Genomic DNA, 18,011 nt, shown 5'->3' on the forward strand with positions numbered 1-18,011 from the left:
TAAGAATTGTTTTATAAAAAACAAATCATGCACAAATATGATTTTCTGTCAACTTAATTTAGATGCGTTTACCCTGGAATCACAGGTGGCTCTTGCTCGTGCAAATAAATCAAAATTTCTAACAGCGATTTAGCTAATTCTTTAACCTCACTCTCGCTAAAAGTACGTCCCGATCGCAAATGCTCTTCCAAAGTTTTCCCCTTTACATAAGTCTGTACCAGGGCAAAGCTTTTACTGTCTGGTTCGTCAATTTCCAGGTAATCGAGGTAGCGCGGAATTGCTGGGTAAGAAAGTGATTTTAAAGTTTCCGCTTCCCGTTCAAATAGTTTGAGGTCTTGCCATTCAAAATCGCCACCGAGGAATAGCTGTTTGATGACAACTAATTCTTGAGTTTGCAAGTCACGAGCTAGCAGCGTTTGGCGACCTGTTTGTTTTCCCAGTTGTCGCTGCACTTCGTAGCGTTCTGCTAATATTTGACCAGTCATATTTTTTACCTTATTTTTAGCGTGACCTTAAACATTTTTTTTAATTCCTAACTTTACCAAGCAGCAGAATATCGGGGAGAGATATCTTATTACCTATGTGAGATTACTGTCTGCTTGCTTTTTGATACCATCGGGTAATAGAATCAGTAATTGCCCCCATTGACAATCCTGTAATTAGTGACGGCCCCAGCACAGATATAATATCTAATGGATAAAAATAATATTTACCCTCATATAGCCTCATATTCGCTATAATCTTAAAGAAAAAGAAAAAGATGCTTGTTGAAGTACATAGTACAATACTAATTGCAGTTAAAACCTGTCGGTAAAGTTTGGGATTAGTTAACGGGAAAAACCACAGGCGCGTCACAACTCCTATCATTATTCCATTCCCCAAGCCTAGACTAAAACCGAGACAAAATCCTTCGATAATTGTCTGCAAATCTGGATACATAAAGATTTTGTAAATTGCTGTACAAATTCCTACCGCTATAGTTCCTGCCGCAGTGCTACGCCCGATCGCATTCTTGAACAACCTAGAGGTATCTAGCGTTTTTCCCAGTCTCAATGTCTGGGAATATTTATTTATTTCCTGTGGTTTTTCTAGAACTTCTTTAGCTATTTGGACTGAGGCGGGACGGCATTCTAAACTCGGATGCGTCATCCACTTCAGCCAATTGGTAAAACCGGAACTCAGTTGGGTGAATTGCTCGAACTCGATCTGCAAATCTTTCTGCGGCAAGTCGGCTGGATGCTGCTTGGTAATTAAGGCGATTAAGGTGGCTCCCAAGCTGTACAAGTCGGAAGCTGGAACTGCTCTCCCGCCAAATTGTTCGGGCGGCATATAGCCATAAGTTCCGACAACGGTGACTGTTTTTCCTTGTTGGGTTGCTAGGGTTTGAACTGCACCAAAATCGACTAGGTAGACTTTGCCGACGCTGTTGCCCGATCGATTCTTGAGTAAAATATTGCTGGGTTTAATGTCGCGGTGAATGACGGGGGGCTGTCGCTGGTGCAGATAGGCGAGGATGTCTAATAATGCTGTGGCTAATTGTTTGACTTCTCTTTCGCTGAAGGTGCGGCCGTCTGAGAGATATTCTTGTAGGGATTTGGCTGCGATGTAAGTCTGAACTAGGGCGAATCCTTTGCGCTTGGGCGTGTCGATTTCAAAGGAGTCGAGATATCGGGGAATTGCGGGATGGGATAGGGATTTTAAGGTTTCGACTTCTCGCTGGAACAGTTTTAAGTCTTCCCAGTTAAAGTCGCTGCTGAATGACAGGAGTTTGACTACTACTTGCTGTTGGGTTTTTAAGTCGCGGGCGAGTAAGGTTTGTCTTCCTGCTTGCTTGCCGAGCCGCCGATCGCACTGATAGCGATCGGCTAATATTTCTTTTGACAAATCGCCGATGTTTTCTCCGCTCATCTTCTCTTGCCCTAGAACCGATTAAACCTAGTGTAGTTGACAAAAGTGCAATAATCGGAAATGTTTGGGCTAGGGCAAAAAAAATTTTATGTCAAATAGCAACCGCCTTTAAAAGCCAGCTTTCTCGCACAATCAAGAAGCGCCTGAGTTAAGCTGGAATTTAATTTTGGATTTGCTTATAAATTGACTGCACTACGTCGAGCAGGCTCAAGACTTGCTGCCATTCGGGGGCATCGGGGTTGTAGCTTTTGGCGCGCTGAGTTTTCAAACTGTGGTGCAAGAGGGAAAGCAGCGCGTCTGGAGACTGTAAGGAATTGTCCTCTTCATCTGCTGGGGTTTGGGCTGCATTTTCTTCGATGTCTTCTTTAATCTTTTGTGCTCGATCGGCGAGGGCTAAAGATCGGCCTGCCAGGTTTTCCGGCATTTTGGGCTGTTCGGACAAAGACGCGCTGGTTAGTTCTACCAATAGTTGACAGACTCGATCGACCCATTCGTGATCGTTTACTGAAAAGGAACCTGATTTGAACACTTGCCCGTCAGGTCTTTGTTGAATGGTTTGTACCTTCTGGATCAGAGGAATAGCCTTAACAGTGATATTTTCCGGGATTCTGGGGATATCTGACAGGGAGCTCCGAGCAATCTCCAGCAATAGTTGGTAAACCTGATCTACCCACTCAACATCTCCCGATTGCGAATTCCAATTATTCATAACTGACGCTAGTGGTTTTCTATATCTAAGACTAGAACATTGACTATCTGCGAAGGAAGCTCTTTTTAGGAGCCACTAACGCTATTAAGACTTAGGCGGACGGGGTGATAAACCCGGTTTTTGAGCGGATGTTTCGTCGCCTTTCTCCAAGATTTTTCTCAGAAACCGGGTAACGCTGCCGCCAGTCATAACTATTTTTAAGCGCTTCAAATAATAGAAGTGCTAAGTTTGTTGCGGTAGGTAGTGCGAAGGAAACACGTAGGGCGAAACCCCCGCATCTCGCTTGCAAATTCAAATCCCGTTATATAACCATAATACCTGTTGGAGCTTATTTACAATTACCTCAATAGGATATTAAGGTTAATTGGTGGTGGGATGGGAGGCGCACCCCCGATCGCGATCGCCCCCGCCCCGAACCTTGACGCTACCGCCCGCATTTGCTGTGGGCTACTGCTATTTTTCTGTGAGATTCCACACACCATCCCAGTTGAGTACGTCTGAAAACCCATGTTGAAATAACATACAGCGATCGACGTGCAATTTAGCTGCCTTGTTTTTCGGGTCAACTTCCAGAACGGCGTTAAATTCGCGTTCAGCGTCTTTAAAGGCTTGCTTGGCTTTTGGTTCTAAGGCTTTCTTAAACTCGCTCAGCAGTTTTTTCACCCGATCGAGTCCCAGGTTTTCAAATTCCTCATCTAACATTTCTGCAACTGTCTCGCAGGCTCGACTTTTAATTTTCGCCTGCAATAGCTGCCTGATCTCTGCGGGTTTCAACCGCTTGATTTGGGGATTTGATGGTTCTAAGATGTCTGCTTCCAACAGCTTTTTGACTTCGCCTTCTTGCAAGTATTTAATATCGTCTGCTGATAGGGGCTTGATTTTTGCTTGCAGCAGCATTTTGGCTTCGTCTTCCGAGAGGTTTTTGATGCCTTCCAATTTCAGCAGTTGGATTTCTGGCTGCAACAGTACGATGAGTTTGTCTGCTTCGGACAGGTTTTTCGGGTCGTACTCTGACAGCTTTTTCAGTTGATATAACAGGTTTTTGAGTTCGTGTTCCAACTGTTGCTCTAAATTGTAGGAAAGTTTCTTAATCTCTGCCTCCGGCATTTCGGCGACATCCTTTAAGATGTTTTTCACCTCACTTTCTGAGAGTCTTTGGCTGACTGGAGATTTGTAATGTTCGCGCCCCTTCGTGTAATGTTCTATAATTTGTTGCTGTGTTTCGGTTAGTGACTTGCCCACTGGCGAGTATCCCTCGCGGATGCCGACGAGTTCGTAAACGATTACGGGTTCGCTTTTGCCTTTGACAGTAATAAAGTCGAGTTCTCGCACGTACAGCCGATCGGCATAATCTCTGTAAGTATTGTCGCTGATGATCAAGTCGGTGCCGTACTGCTTGCTAGCGCCTTCTAAGCGAGAGGCGAGGTTAACGCCGTCTCCGATCGAAGTCAATTCCATGCGTTTGCTACTACCGATGTTGCCGCTGACAACTTCATCGGAATGTACGCCCATACCAATGCCGATCGGCAGTTCGCCATGTGCCATACGATCTTGATTAAACTGGGCCAATTTTTCCCGCATTTTCACCGCCGTTTGCATCGCGCACCAAGCATGATCCTCTAGGGGCGCTGGAGAGCCAAAAACTGCCATCAGAGCGTCACCGATGTATTTGTCGAGAGTCCCACCGTACTCGAATACGACATCTACCATCACTTCAAAATATTTATTCAGCATCACTACCACTTCTTCGGCTTGCAATTTTTCCGTAAGTGTGGTATAGCTGCGAATATCTGAGAACAGCACCGAAACGTTTTTGCGCTTACCGCCCAATCCTGTATCGCCTGAAGCTAACAAAGCTTCGGCTACTTCTGGCGTCATGTAACGGTACATCAAGTTTTTGATTTGCTTGGCGCTGCTAATATCTTCCATGACGACTAACGCGCCGTTTACCTTGTTGGGGTCGGTAGCGTCAGTCATTGAATTAATCGAGAGATTGATACTCTGCCCCTCTCCTTCCAAAGTAAGCAAAACTTGATCGGGGTAATACTGCTGGCGATCCTTATCGTCTTCGGGAGACAAAGACGCATCAAACCATTTGGCAAAATCGCCTTTTTCTAACTTAATTAACTCGCGCAAAGATTGACCTTCGCCTAATTCTGCATCGCTGACACCCAGTAAGTTTTTGGCACTGGGATTTGTCGCTACTATATTGCCTTTTTTATCTGTAGAAATCACGCCGTTAGTCAAGGCGTGCAGCATATCTTTTTGTCTTTGTTCTTGCTGTTTGACTTCGGCAAACAGTTTGGCGTTTTGCAGCGCGACTCCTGCTTGGATGTTAAACGCCTTCATAAATTCCATGTCGTTGCGATTGAAACTCGCTTTCCACTGTTCCGGGGCATGAGGCCAATCTTCCGGGTTGTAGGGGGGGAATTCTCCTTGTCGTTTTTTATTAACTAATTGGGTGACGCCAATCAATTTTTTGTCCGAGTTAAAGACTGGCATACAAAGCATACTGCAAGTGCGGTAGCCCGACTTTTGATCTACTTCTTTGGAAGTGGCGGCGCGGGGGTCGTCGTACACGTCAAAGGGAATCAGCAGCGGTTCGCTAGATTGGGCGACGATGCCTGCAAAACCGGCGGTTCTGGGTATGCGAATTTCTTTAAGGTTGCCCCCCATCGGGATTTTAGTCCACAGTTCGTCTTTCTCTTCGTCGATCAGCCACAGGGTGCTGCGATCGGCATTCATGAGTTCTTGGGCTTGATCCATCACCCTTTTTAGGGTATCTTCTAAGTCTAAACTGCTCTGAGAAAGAGCGTTGACGGCATTCATCAGCGCCGTTGCTGCTCGTTGTCTCTGAGTTGCTGCGTAGAAAGATTTGGAAGATTCTAGAATTAGGCGAATCGAGGGAGCAAATTCTTTAAAAACTTGTTCGTCTTCTTTAGTAAATCCGTGCCTATCGATTTGTTCGTCTAAAGTCGGGTATTTTTCGTGATTTGGTCTTAGTTTATTAATCAGTTGAACAACTGCTACTAACTCTTTTGTATCTTCATTAATCAGGGGCATTGCCAGCATTGTATAAGTGCGGTAGCCCGTTTTTTCATCAGTTTTTTTGGCGTTAGCCGATCGTTCGTCGTTGTAAAAATCGTAAGGGATATTAACCACTTTTTGGAACGTGGCTACTTCTCCTGCAATGCCCACGTGGGCCGGAACTCGGATTTCTAGGTTTTTGCCATTTTCGTCTTTAGCGACGATCGCCCAGAGTTCATTTTTTTCGTCGTCTAATAAAAATATCGTGCTGCGATCGGCATTCAGCAATTCCCCTGTTTTGAGGGTAATCGACTGCAACATCTCGTTGAGGATGGCATCAAATCCCTCGCTCTCCAGGATATTGTCGAGCATTCCCAGGGTTTGATTGACAACCTTAAGTTTGTCTTCTACTTCCTTAACTACTACTGTGAAACTTTGCTTATTTAGAAGGTCGAGAATGCCAGAGAGGTTTCCTTGGCGCGGGATAATTGCACTGCTCCTAATTTCCGGGGGAGAATAATGTTCCTGATGATGATTTTCACCGCCGACAACAGCGACATCAATCACGTTGTCCAGAGAAGAGTAATTGGTGGAAGATGCAGATTTCATAGACCTTTACAGAAGCTTAAGTGTAAGGGTTAGTCTCTAAGCGAAGAGAGCCGGGAAGTTGATTAGTGAGTCACCTGTCGCACAAGACTCAAGTATGTTTGATACTCCCCACTGATGAATCAGGGGGATTCTTGACTAAGACCATAAAGGGACTTTCAAAGGCGTTATCAATGCGCCTCTACTGACTTCTTTGAGACAAAGCCCCAAAGTTGCCGCTACTTTTCTACCGATATTGCCTGCCCCATTGCAATCAGCATTAATCAACAAACCTTCAAGAGTACGGTACAATCCGCGCTTAATTCTTTGACCGCAAGGTTGCCACCCTTCTGGTTTTTCGCAGAATTTAGGTAGCAAATCAAGATCGATAAAGGAAGCCTTCGACGTATACGACTCTTCGGTTTCCACAAACCGAATCCCGTACTGCTCGCATAACTGAGCAATACGGGATTTTAGCCTGCCCGTTGGAATCTGAACAAAATTTTGATTAGTTTTATTTCCTAAACTAATACCATTTTTCATGACAGCATTCCAGCCGAATACTACAGTACCAATTTTATTGAGCAAGCAATGATTTATTACTTTTCGAGCTGCTTTGTTGACAGCATCCCGCATGGTGCGATTGCGATTCTCAGTTAAACCCTCCAATCGTTTTGACCAGTAACCATTCGCTTTCCCTGACATCAAAAACGCAACACGCTTGTTATATCCTTGATTGATGGACTTCAGATGTCGTCCGTCAATTATTAAGCTAGTCCCCACATTGCTGATACAAGTCAACCAATTGTTCATCCCGTGGTCGATCATCAAGACCTTGGATTGGTCTACCTCTACTTGGACATCTTTCAGTTTGTAAATCAACTCTAAATAGAAGGCACCGTTTCGAGGTAGAATCCTATATTCTCTGATTGCTTTGTAGTCGAGATTGGTAGGCCGAGGAAGATAGAAAGCATCCAAGCCGAACCAAGTTTTAACCTTGCTGCCCAATGGGAATCTCAGTAGTCCATCCTTAAGCCGGACAGAGCGACCTGTATAAGTCACTAAAGCTAGACCGCCTTGTCGATAATTCGGTAATCTAGGTCTTTGGGTTACAGTGCCTTTGCCAATTCCTCTCAGTAGTCCAATGTAGGATTTAAAAGACTCAGCGACGGTAGTTAAAATCTGTTGCGCGGTATCCGAATAAAATGCTTTGTAATGCAAGTTCTGGTTTTCTGTACCAAGCACTTTGTGCAACTGGGCCCTACTCGGTATCTTGCCTGTCTTGAAGTACATTTGGCGAGCATAATATATTCCGCAGTTCGTCAACTTTGACGACTCGCTACAAAGGAATTCTAGAATTGCTTTTAAGTCTGTATTGGGACTTATTAGATTTTGTTGGCATCCAAACATATTCTCTTTCCTCCTTGTTAAATTATACTATCATAGTAGGATTTCATCCTGTCAAAAATAAACACTATAATTCTGTTTATGTTCATGATTTGACCCCTGCTGTAGATCGATCTACAGCAGGGGTCAAATCTGTCGTAGCCTATCTTCTGCTATGAAGGAATTAATTGAGGATAAAGATGTTAGGCGACGGTCGTCGCTGCCGCTTTCCTCCCCATGTCGGTAGCCCGGGGCTTCTCGCTCGTTTTTTGGTGAAAGTATTTCCCAGTTTACAGAACTCCGGCCACAAGGCAATGGCAATTCAGTTGGCCTTGCTGCCCAAGGGAGGGTGGGAGAGTAACGAGGCGGTGGGAGTGCTGCAATCTTTTTAGAGATCGCGAATCTTGTTTAAAGAGTTTATTAACTGATTTTGACATTGTGCGTACCTGGTTTAACTATGTTCTGCCGAGCTTTGAGCCGATCGCCCCCAGTAACATGAATGCGTACTGGCGGGAGGACTGCTGAAAGAGGGGTGGCCTTGTGGGACTAGCCGCAATTGTGACACTACCAGTTGCTAGTGATGTGTGCCCTTCTCTACACAATTGTGGTTTTTAACTAGAATTTCTCTCTATTTTGCTGCTCTTAGCTTTCATCCCACTAAATTCACGGGGTTTTCAGCTTTTTTTTGTAAAATTTGCGGTTGACATTTTTAGTGTAACCTCCGACTCGGAAAAAACTCCGCCTTTTAACCCCCCGATCGGCTCAAGTGTGTCATCAGGGTTTGGCGGACTGAGTTTGGCGCAATCCGGCGGCTTCGACAAGCAGGGATTCAGCGAAGGCGATAGCTTCTGTTGCTGACCGGCCACTGGCGAGTTGGGCGAGTTCTTCCCGCCGCTGCTCACTGTTGAGGGCGGCAACTCTGACTACTGTACGTTCGACTGGTTCGGAGTTGGCTGCGGGTTCCTCGATACTTGGTTCTGCTTCGATCGTCTGTTTGTTGACGCGAAAATGACAATCAGCCATGGCGGCGATCAGCGGCTGGTGGGTGACGCAGAGAACTTGGTGTTTGTCGGAGAGTTGGTAGAGTTTTTTGGCGATCGCCCCAGCGACTCTCCCGGAGACTCCAGCGTCGATTTCGTCAAAAATCAGCGTACCGGCGCTTTCAATTTGGGAAAAACAGGCTTTGATGGCTAGCAGAAAGCGGCTCATTTCTCCCCCGGAGGCGATCGCGCCCAGAGGTTGCAATGGTTCGCCCGGATTCGGGCTGAAACAAAAGGCGATTTGGTCGGCACCGGTAGCGGTTGGGGTACAAGGCGATATCTCGACTTGAAATTGCACTTTTTCCATTGCTAAGGGCTTAAGTTCTCCTACGAGGTGCGTTTCTAGTTTGAGGGCTGCTTCGCGCCGCAGGGTGGTGAGGTGGCTGCAAGCGTCTTTTAATTGCTCTAAAGCGGCCTCATATGCGAGTTCTAAGGCTTCCATTGACTCGCCTCCTTCTAAAAGTTCATTTAGTTCGTTTTGGATGCTTTGATAGTAGGCGATCGCTTCTTTGAGCGGCCCGTATTTGCGACAAATTTGTTTGAGTTCGCGAATCCGATCTTCTACTTCTTCGAGTCTTTCGGGATCTGCTTCTAATTGTTCGCCGTAGCTGCTAATTTGCCGGCTGGCTTCTGTGGCTTGAGCTAAAGCATCGCTGACCATTTCTAGGATTGGTTGCAACTGCACATCGTAAACCGCCATGTCGCTTAAAATTCCTTCGGCTTTGCTCAACAAGTCGGCGGCTGATGCGCTGTCGCCCTCGTTTTGGTACAGGGCTTGGTGGACTTGGTAACTCTGCTGCTGCAATTCGACGACGTGGCTCAGCCGGATTGATTCGTGTTCTAGCTGTTCGAGTTCGTCGGCGTCTTCGATGTGGGCTTCGCCGAGTTCTCGGACTTGGTATTCTAACAAATCAAGTCTTTGCAGTCGCTGCTGTTCCGACTGACGCCTGCGTTTGAGGGCGGTTTTGGCGCTGTTGGCTGCCAGCCACGCGGAGGTGATGCTCGATCGAGCTTCCGTAAGCTTTTTGCCGCCGTATAAATCGAGCCATTCTCGCTGGAGGGTTTCTTGTCCGAGGTGGACGGTTTGGCCTTGGGCGGTAATTTCGACCAGCCGATCGCGCAGTTGATCCATTAACTGGCGGTTGACGAGAATTCCGTTCAAGCGCGATCTCGTGCGTAGAGCACCGCTAGAGGCGTTAATTTCCCGGCTGCAAACGGCTAAATTTCCGTCTATGGGTTCGATTTCTTGCTCGCCCAGCCACATTGCGGAAGCTTTGTCCAATTCAAAGGTAGCTTCCAATATTGCCCGCGTTGCTCCGGTGCGAATCGATCGGCGATCGACTTTCCCGCCCAACACTGCATCGATCGCATCTAAGATAATCGATTTACCAGCGCCGGTTTCCCCTGTAAATACGTTCAAACTCGGGCCAAATTCTAGATCCAGGCAGTCAATTAAGGCAAAGTTTTCTATTCTGAGGTATAGCAACATGAGGAATGGGGAATGGGGAATGGGGAATGGGGAATTGTTAATTGGGAATTTGTAATTGGGAATTGGTAAGTGGGAATTGGTAAGTGGGAATGCGTAATTGGTAATTGGTAAGTGGGAATGCGTAATTGGTAATTGGTAATTGGTAAGTGGGAATGCGTAATTGGTAATTGGTAATTGGTAATTGGTAATTGGTAATTGGAGGCAGAGCCTGGAAAATTATTGGTGCCCAATAACAAATAACAAATAACAAATAACAAATAACAAATAACAAATAACAAATAACAAATAACAACTGACTTCTATAGTTTCAACCACCCAAACAAATCTCCTACCGTCAGCCGCAATTCTGCTGCCCAATCTGGAACCGGCAACAATTCTTCTGGTTTTGCTAAAAGTTCCGGTTGCTTTCCAGGGGGATAAATTAAGATCGAGCGCACCATCGGATCGATCAACCAACCCATTTTAGTGCCGTTTTTCAAACAGTGTAAAATATTCCCAGTTACTTTAGTTTGACTCTGGCCGGGAGACAGAATTTCAATTGTCCAATCTGGGTAAGTTTCAAATACATTAGCAACATCCCCATTTTCATCAACTGGTATTCTGTTCCAAGTAAATACTGTGACATCTGGCACAATTGATCTGCCGCCAAAAGTACACCGCAATTCAGGAAAAGCTAAGGCAATTTTCTGATTTTTAACGGCGACATTAATGGCTGCGACTAATTCACCTTGAAGCCGGCTGTGTTTTCCTTGTGGCATAGGTTTTTGGATGATTTGACCGTTGATATATTCGCTAGCTGGTTCGGTTTCTGGCAGTTTTAGAAACTCGGACAAAGTTAGTTTTTTTGTTTGTGTTTGTACCATTTTCTACTCCTTCTATTCAATAAAACCCAAGTGTTTTCTAGCAGCCACCGTTACCATTCTGCCCCGATTTGTCCGCTGCAAAAATCCGATTTGCATTAAGTACGGTTCGTATACATCCTCAATGGTTTGAGTATCTTCTCCTGTAGAAGCTGCGAGGGTTTCTAAGCCCACTGGGCCGCCGTTAAAGTTCTCAATCATTGCTGTCAAAATTCGCCGATCTGTCCAATCCAAACCTAGCGGATCGACGTTGAATAATTCGAGGGCGAGTGAGGCAACTTCGGCATCAATTGGCTTTAAATTTTTGACTTCGCTGTAGTCTCTAACTCGCCGCAGCAAGCGGTTAGCGATCCGGGGGGTTCCGCGCGCTCGGCGGGCAATTTCTGTGGCTCCTTCTGGGGTGATTTGAGTGTCGAGAACTTGGGCGGTTCTTTGGACAATTAGACTAAGTTCGTCTATTTCGTAGTAGCGTAATCTTTGGATCAAGCCGAAGCGATCGCGCAATGGAGATGTCAGCGAGCCGACTTTTGTGGTTGCTCCTACTAAGGTAAATGGTTTGAGGGGAATGCTGCGGATTTTTGCGGTTTTTCCTTGCCCGATCGTAATATCTAACCGACAGTCTTCCATCGCCGGATAGAGGATTTCTTCTGTAACTTTAGATAAGCGGTGAATTTCGTCGATAAACAGCACGTCGCCTGCTTTGAGGTTGATCAGCAATCCGACAATATCTCGCGGTTTTTCTAGCGCTGGGGCGGTGGTGATTTTGCATTCCACTTCCATTTCTGCTGCTAAAATTAGCGACATTGTGGTTTTTCCTAACCCTGGAGGCCCGTAGAGTAACAGGTGATCCATAGGTTCGCCGCGAGATTTGGCTGCTGCAATTGCGATCGCCAAAACTTCTCTCAAGTCTTTTTGCCCGATGTATTCAGCTAGCCGCTGGGGTCGGATTTTGTCGTCTTGTTTGCTGTTAATTTCGTCGGGTAGTTCTTGCGATTCTAGCAATGATTCCGCCTGGGGTTTGGCGGCTTTTTTGCGACGGGCTGGGGCTATGTCTTCGGGTAGATTTGGGTCGGGGGGCTGTTGTTTGGAGGATATAATAGCCATATTTATCTGCGTTCGAGCAGCGGGAATTGTTTACACTTGTTAGCAGAATCTTTAAAATTATTGAGTTCGTTATGAGTATTCCATCTTCTTTATTAGCATCGGAAAGCATAACTTTTGAGGGGGCGATCGAGCTGACTCAATCTTTACTGTCGTTCATGGAGGCTAATCGACTTTTACAAGCCGACATCCAGCAAGCTGTTACATCTCTGGTGAAAACACAGAACGGTGCTAGGGGGTTTTTTGTCACCTATCTAACGGACGATCGACCGGAGGCAGATCACCCGTCACCCGGAGTAGTCGAGGCGCTGCGATCGGCTCCTGAGATCGTAGCAGAACTGCTGGTGAAAAATTTGGCGATGTCGGCGGCAATGGTTGTACATCATTCGCGCCAGCAAAAGGAGGAAATGGCGGCTGATTCTGCTAGAGTGCAGGAGCGATCGCACAATTTAATTCAAATCCTGCAACTGCCCGCCGTTCATACTGTAGCGTCGCAAATGCTGGCAAGTTTGCAGAGTGCCAGCGGCGAGTATGAGGACTTTTTTGTGCGGTGGGGCTACGACGGCGAGCAAAAACTAGCGATCGGTTCGGCAGTGCGATCGGCGATCGGCTAAAATAACCTCCCAAGGAAGGGGAAAGAAGAAAGAAACAAGAAGCCCAAGCCAGGGTGGCAGATCCTTGATCAAAACGACGGGGCTGTGGAATAATTGCGGTTTAACAAAAGCTGCACAGTTGTAGCTTGAGTTGATTTAGGTGTGAAGGTAGTGAACGAGGGCGAAAAAATTGCAGAGAACTGTGAAAGAAGTTGCCCAAAAAGCCCGAAGGGTGGGCGGCAGGCCGCCCGCAAGTAGGCAGCGGTGGGCGAAGCTGAATCTGCTGGCAACATTGGTGCGCCGGGACTTGGAAGCTCAATACAAAGGCTCGATTCTGGGCAATTTTTGGCCGCTGCTGAATCAGCTATCGCAATTGGTGATTTACACTTATGTATTCTCGATCGTCCTCAAGGTAAAGCTCAGCCTTGCAGGCTTCCCAGAAAACAGCGACATTACATTTGGAGTCTGGTTGTTTGCCGGTTTGCTGCCTTGGACTGCCTTCACCAGCGGTTTGATCAAGTCGGGAGTATCCGTGGTGGGGCAGCCTAATTTAGTCAAAAAAGTGGTATTTCCTCTCGGTTTGCTGCCCCTAGTGCCGATTTTTACAGCTTTTATTGAAAGTTCTCTGGGTTTAGCAGCTTTGATTGTGATAGTTGCAGTGTCGTCGCAAAAGCTCAACGCTACTTTATGCTTACTGCCGTTGGTGTGGATACCTCAGTTGCTGATAACTGCTGGTTTGGGATATTTGACAGCCGGCTTGACTGTATTTTTGCGAGACATTCCTCAGACATTAGGTGTTATTCTAAATTTTTGGTTTTATTTGACGCCGATCGTCTACCCAGCATCCATCATCCCCCAAGAGTGGCGAGGGTGGGTATTTTGGCTAAATCCAATGGCCGCCATCTCGGAGGTTTATCGAGACCTCATACTGCTTGGAGAAGTTAAGCATGGGGGCGAATGGGGTGTCGCCACGCTAATTTCGGCTGCTATATTTTGTGGGGGTTGGGCGGTTTACCGGCGTTTGCGTCCCGCTTTTGCTGACGTGCTGTAAATTTGTTTGAGATATGCTGTAAATTTGTTTGAGATATAGAGCATATTCTATGTATATGTAGTACACACAATTTTCTAGCCCGTGTAAGGTGCGTCGCCACCCGTCAATCTGCAAGTTTTATCCAATATCTCGCAGCGACGCACCCGGAGGATTAACACCACACAATAGAGCTGCTAATGTACTTTATGAACCACCGAATATGCTGTAAAGTCAATCTAAAATCTAAAATCTAAAATCTAAAATCTAAAATCTAAAATCTAAAATCGGATGACAGAAAATGTAATTTCACTAAAAAATGTTTCCAAATGCTTTAAGCGGTACGATCGTCCAGGAGACCGCTTAAAGGAAATTATTTACCCCACCAAAAAACTTGCTGACGAATTTTGGGCCCTACACGACATCAATCTGGAAATTCCTCAAGGACAAACTCTGGGAATCGTCGGCCGCAACGGTTCGGGGAAAAGCACTCTCCTGCAAATAATTGTGGGGACGCTCACACCTACCACAGGAAGCGTCGATGTTAAAGGCAGAGTCTCCGCTTTGTTGGAACTCGGAAGCGGGTTTAACCCGGAATTTACCGGGCGACAAAATGTGTTTTTTAACGCTCAGTTACTGGGATTCAATCAAAAAGAAACTGAAGAAAAGTTTGACGATATAGCTGCTTTTGCTGATATTGGCGATTTCATCGAACAGCCAGTCAAAACTTATTCTAGCGGTATGTTTGTCAGGCTAGCTTTTGCGGTTGCGACTAGCGTCGAGCCAGATATTTTGGTGGTTGACGAGGCGCTTTCGGTGGGGGACGAAGCTTTTCAACGCAAGTGTTTTGCCCGCTTGCAAAGCATTCAGGAAGGTGGCGGAACAATTTTATTTGTTTCTCATGCTGCTACTTCTGTGGTGCAACTTTGTACGTCGGCGATTTTAATGGATAGCGGTGAATTGCTGCTCGCTCACACGCCGAAGGTGGTAATTTCTAAGTATCAAAAGCTGATTTATGCCGATCCGGATCAGGTTCTGGGGTTGAAGTCAGATATTCGAGCTCTGAACCAACTGACAAAACAGGAAAGTCAAAACCAGCTTCAGGATGCTAATTTAGAAAGCACAAAGAGGGAAGTTAAACCGGAGCAACATCTCTCAAAACCGCAGGAATATTACGATGAATTTTACGATCCGGGGATGATACCGTCGAATACGGTAAGGTATCCGTCTCGTGGAGCGGAAATTATCAACCCCCACATCGAGACGCTGAAGGGAAATGTGGTAAATCACTTGCTCGGTCGTCAAGATTATATTTATACTTACTCTGTCACTTTCTCCCGGTCTACTTCCAAAGTTAGGTTTGGAATGTTGATTAAAACAATTAGCGGTTTTGAGTTGGCGGGTGCTTCTTTGAAGGCTTCTACTCAGTCAGTTAGGTATGTGGAAGCGGGAACGACAATTGTAGTGAAGTTTCATTTTAAATGTTTGCTGAATCCGGGTGTTTATTTTCTGAATGCTGGGGTTGTCGGAACGGTAGATGGAGATTTAACTTATCTGGATCGCTGCGTTGATGTGGCGATGTTTAGAGTTCAGTCTTGTACTGAGTCCTGCGGTAACGGCATCGTTGACTTGCTGATCGAACCGTGTTTAACTGTTGTTAATGCTGATACTCTAGTGAAAGAGCAGTCAACAGAGGTTATCTAAAATTCTGTAAAAAAAATGAGCGATATCAATTTAGATTTAGTCGAAAATCCCGTAATCAAAGCATTTATTCAAGATCAAACTAAGTTTCCCGAAAATTTTAAACTGAATATCTGCGAAGACGATGAAATGTATTTGTTCAGCTTGAACAACGTCAAAGACGATCGCGATCGGGCTTTGGTGCGCTATTATTCGATCGGGCGTCGCATCTTGGATACGGTTAAACAAGTTGTGGAATGGCATTTTGGCAGTTTTGAAAATGTACCTTCTTTTCTAGATTTTGCCTGCGGTTACGGTCGATTTACCAGGTTTTTGATTCAGGAAATACCGCCGGAACGAATTTGGGTTTCTGATATTTATGCTAACGCGGTTAAGTTTCAAACTGAATACTTGGGCGTCAACGGTATTGTCTCAACTGGAAAACCCGAAAATTATTTAATTGACCGCAAGTTTGACTGCATTCTGGCTAATTCTTTTTTCAGCCATATGCCGGAAAGAACTTTTACAAGTTGGTTGCAAAATTTGTACGATTTGTTGACTCCTAACGGCATTTTGATGTTCAGCGTTCACGATGAGTGTTTGCGCTTAGCCAATATAGAAATGCCGGCTAATGGTATTTTGTTTAGTGCTCAAAGCGAAAGCCAGTCTTTAGATAAGGAGGAATACGGCACAACTTATGTAACTGAAAAGTTTGTGAGAGAATGTGTCGAGAGAGTTAGCGGAGGCAAAGCTTTTGTTCACCGCATCAAAAAAGGCATATGCAGATTTCAGGATTTGTATGTTGTCACAAATGAGCTAGTTAGAGATTTTTCGGAGTTGAATTTCAATCACCACCCAGAAGGATATATTGATGTTGCTGCTTTTACGAATAAGGAGAATTTGTATCTGGAAGGATGGGTAGCTGATGTGAATCTCAACGGTCGAGTTGAGGATCTGCAAGTGCTGGTAAACGGGGAGGTTGTACAGAGGTGCGAGCCTTTTTACGATCGCCCGGATGTGGCTGGATATTTTGAAACTGATGGGGCTCTGCAGTCGGGGTGGAGCTGTTATTTACCCAAAAACACTGTAGGGTTGCAGGATGTGTTAATAGTCAAAGCAATCAACAACTATGGTTGGGAATGGATTCTGGAAACTTGCACTGTAAAATCGCTGATTAACCAAAGACAATCGCAGTCTTTATTGGGTTCTACTCAGACAAAACTCAAATTACTTGAGACTCAGTTAGAGTCGGCTAGGATTGAATGGGATCAAAATCAAAGTAAGTTAATGATTACTGAAACAAAGTTGGAAGAATCTCAAACAAATTTGCAAGAAACTCAAAGTCAATTAGTTGCAGCTCAAATGCAATTGGAGCAAACTCAACATCAGTTAGTATCTGTGCAAACGCAGTTGGAAAAAACCGAAAATCAGCTAATTAATCTGAAGCAAGAACTAGAGCAAGCGAAGTGTAGGGTTTTGGCAATGGAAAGCAGCAAGTTCTGGAAGCTCAGAAGCGCGTGGTTTCAAGTCAGGCGAAAGCTGGGCTTAGCGGGAGATTAGTGAGTAAATTTGGTTGGTGTGGGAATTAGGGCGAGGGAGATAAATTGTGAGTACAAATGACAGCAAACCGTCGGTTTTTATTGTTACCGGAATGCACCGTTCCGGTACGTCTTTAACAGCTTCTTTGTTTCAGAAAGTTGGGGTTGATATTGGCAAAAAGTTAGTGGGCCCGGCCGACGGAAATGTGAAAGGTCATTTCGAGAATGTTGATTTTGTGGAGTTCCACAAAAGTGTTTTGCGATCGCACGGTATTGATGAACTCGGATGTACGTTTGAAAAAACGATTCCGGTAGCAGCAGAATACGTGGAAATCGCCAAAAGGGCGATCGAGCAAAATCAACTTCCTCACAAACATTGGGGTTGGAAAGACCCGCGAACAGCCCTTTTTTGGGATTTTTGGCTGAATTTGCTCCCCGAAGCTAATTTTATCTGTGTTTATCGATCGCCCTGGGAAGTAGTCGATTCCCTTTACCGCCGGGGAACCGATGTCAGCTTGCTGCAAAATCCCGAAATGGCAGTAAAAATGTGGATTCACTACAATCAAAAAGTTTTAGAACTTTACGAACGTTTCCCCCATCGCTGTCTCCTAGCCAACGTTTACCCCATCGGCAACACTCCTGAACTTTTCCTCGATCGAGTTAACGAAAAATTTAATGTTAACTTAGGTGCGATACCAGCCGACAATTTTGAAGAATCTTTATTAGTCAACGATATTGTCAAAAGTCACAGACCGAGTTTAATAGAAAAATATTTTCCCGAAGCCTTAGAACTATATCAACTTTTGGAAACCCAAGCTGGCAATCTCAGTAGCGAATCGAAAGGTGCGATCGATCGAGTTATTCATTTCCCAGCCTCTCCATTCTGGCCATTTGAAGATTGGCTAAAAATCCGCTTGCTGGAAAAACAGCAAAAAACCAGCTATTCCGAACTCAAACAGTGGCAAGAACAATTTCACCAGGCCCAGGCGAAAGTGTTGGGATTAGAGACAGAATTAGGAGCAACTCAAGTACAGCTTGCAGGCAAAGAATCAAATTTTCAAGAAGCTT

The 18,011-nt window shown here is 45.3% G+C and carries 14 protein-coding genes; 6 read left to right on the forward strand and 8 right to left on the reverse strand.

Annotated elements, in window-relative coordinates:
- Positions 1 to 68 precede the first annotated feature (68 nt).
- The 5 genes from QUB39_RS11020 to QUB39_RS11040 form a co-directional block, all read right to left on the reverse strand.
- On the reverse strand, positions 69 to 485 hold the full coding sequence (locus tag QUB39_RS11020) for a protein kinase domain-containing protein (RefSeq protein WP_333208976.1): 417 nt from the start codon (positions 483 to 485) through the stop codon (positions 69 to 71).
- Positions 486 to 588: 103 nt separating this feature from the next.
- Complete coding sequence (locus QUB39_RS11025; protein ID WP_333208974.1) at positions 589 to 1,908, reverse strand: serine/threonine-protein kinase; 1,320 nt, start codon at positions 1,906 to 1,908, stop codon at positions 589 to 591.
- 160 nt (positions 1,909 to 2,068) lie between these two features.
- Positions 2,069 to 2,617, reverse strand: a complete 549-nt coding sequence (locus QUB39_RS11030) for an inorganic pyrophosphatase (RefSeq protein ID WP_333053499.1) — start codon at positions 2,615 to 2,617, stop codon at positions 2,069 to 2,071.
- Between the two features lie 453 nt (positions 2,618 to 3,070).
- Positions 3,071 to 6,253 (reverse strand): GAF domain-containing protein, encoded by a 3,183-nt coding sequence (locus tag QUB39_RS11035; RefSeq protein ID WP_333053501.1) that lies wholly within the window; start codon positions 6,251 to 6,253, stop codon positions 3,071 to 3,073.
- A gap of 135 nt (positions 6,254 to 6,388) precedes the next feature.
- On the reverse strand, positions 6,389 to 7,639 hold the full coding sequence (locus QUB39_RS11040) for a transposase (protein ID WP_333053503.1): 1,251 nt from the start codon (positions 7,637 to 7,639) through the stop codon (positions 6,389 to 6,391).
- 176 nt (positions 7,640 to 7,815) lie between these two features.
- Here QUB39_RS11040 and QUB39_RS11045 point away from each other — a divergent pair, with 176 nt between their 5' ends.
- Positions 7,816 to 8,007, forward strand: coding sequence for a hypothetical protein (locus QUB39_RS11045; RefSeq protein WP_333053505.1), 192 nt, complete (start codon positions 7,816 to 7,818; stop codon positions 8,005 to 8,007).
- 382 nt (positions 8,008 to 8,389) lie between these two features.
- On the opposite strand, the gene recN is transcribed toward QUB39_RS11045, so the two are convergent.
- The 3 genes from recN to ruvB all read right to left on the reverse strand — a co-directional run bounded on the left by recN (position 8,390) and on the right by ruvB (position 12,108).
- On the reverse strand, positions 8,390 to 10,144 hold the full coding sequence (gene recN / locus QUB39_RS11050; protein ID WP_333053506.1) for a DNA repair protein RecN: 1,755 nt from the start codon (positions 10,142 to 10,144) through the stop codon (positions 8,390 to 8,392).
- 299 nt (positions 10,145 to 10,443) lie between these two features.
- Positions 10,444 to 11,007, reverse strand: a complete 564-nt coding sequence (locus tag QUB39_RS11055; protein WP_333053507.1) for a Uma2 family endonuclease — start codon at positions 11,005 to 11,007, stop codon at positions 10,444 to 10,446.
- Positions 11,008 to 11,019: 12 nt separating this feature from the next.
- Positions 11,020 to 12,108 (reverse strand): Holliday junction branch migration DNA helicase RuvB, encoded by a 1,089-nt coding sequence (ruvB, locus tag QUB39_RS11060; protein WP_333154818.1) that lies wholly within the window; start codon positions 12,106 to 12,108, stop codon positions 11,020 to 11,022.
- Between the two features lie 71 nt (positions 12,109 to 12,179).
- On the opposite strand from ruvB, the gene QUB39_RS11065 reads away from it, so the two are divergent.
- From QUB39_RS11065 to QUB39_RS11085, 5 genes are all read left to right on the forward strand, one after another.
- Positions 12,180 to 12,719, forward strand: coding sequence for a hypothetical protein (locus QUB39_RS11065; RefSeq protein WP_333485062.1), 540 nt, complete (start codon positions 12,180 to 12,182; stop codon positions 12,717 to 12,719).
- A gap of 181 nt (positions 12,720 to 12,900) precedes the next feature.
- The gene (locus tag QUB39_RS11070) at positions 12,901 to 13,749 is read left to right on the forward strand and encodes an ABC transporter permease (RefSeq protein ID WP_445299484.1); all 849 of its coding nucleotides are present in this window, start codon (positions 12,901 to 12,903) and stop codon (positions 13,747 to 13,749) included.
- A gap of 267 nt (positions 13,750 to 14,016) precedes the next feature.
- Positions 14,017 to 15,429 carry an ABC transporter ATP-binding protein gene (locus QUB39_RS11075; RefSeq protein WP_333053521.1) on the forward strand — a complete coding sequence of 471 codons (1,413 nt, stop codon included), beginning with the start codon at positions 14,017 to 14,019 and terminating at the stop codon, positions 15,427 to 15,429.
- Positions 15,430 to 15,444: 15 nt separating this feature from the next.
- Positions 15,445 to 16,965 (forward strand): methyltransferase, encoded by a 1,521-nt coding sequence (locus QUB39_RS11080; RefSeq protein ID WP_333053522.1) that lies wholly within the window; start codon positions 15,445 to 15,447, stop codon positions 16,963 to 16,965.
- Positions 16,966 to 17,011: 46 nt separating this feature from the next.
- On the forward strand, positions 17,012 to 18,011 hold a 1,000-nt coding region (locus QUB39_RS11085), incomplete at its 3' end, for a sulfotransferase family protein (RefSeq protein ID WP_445243003.1).

The sequence above is a fragment of the Microcoleus sp. AT8-B5 genome, from assembly GCF_036705565.1.
Classification (GTDB): domain Bacteria; phylum Cyanobacteriota; class Cyanobacteriia; order Cyanobacteriales; family Microcoleaceae; genus Microcoleus.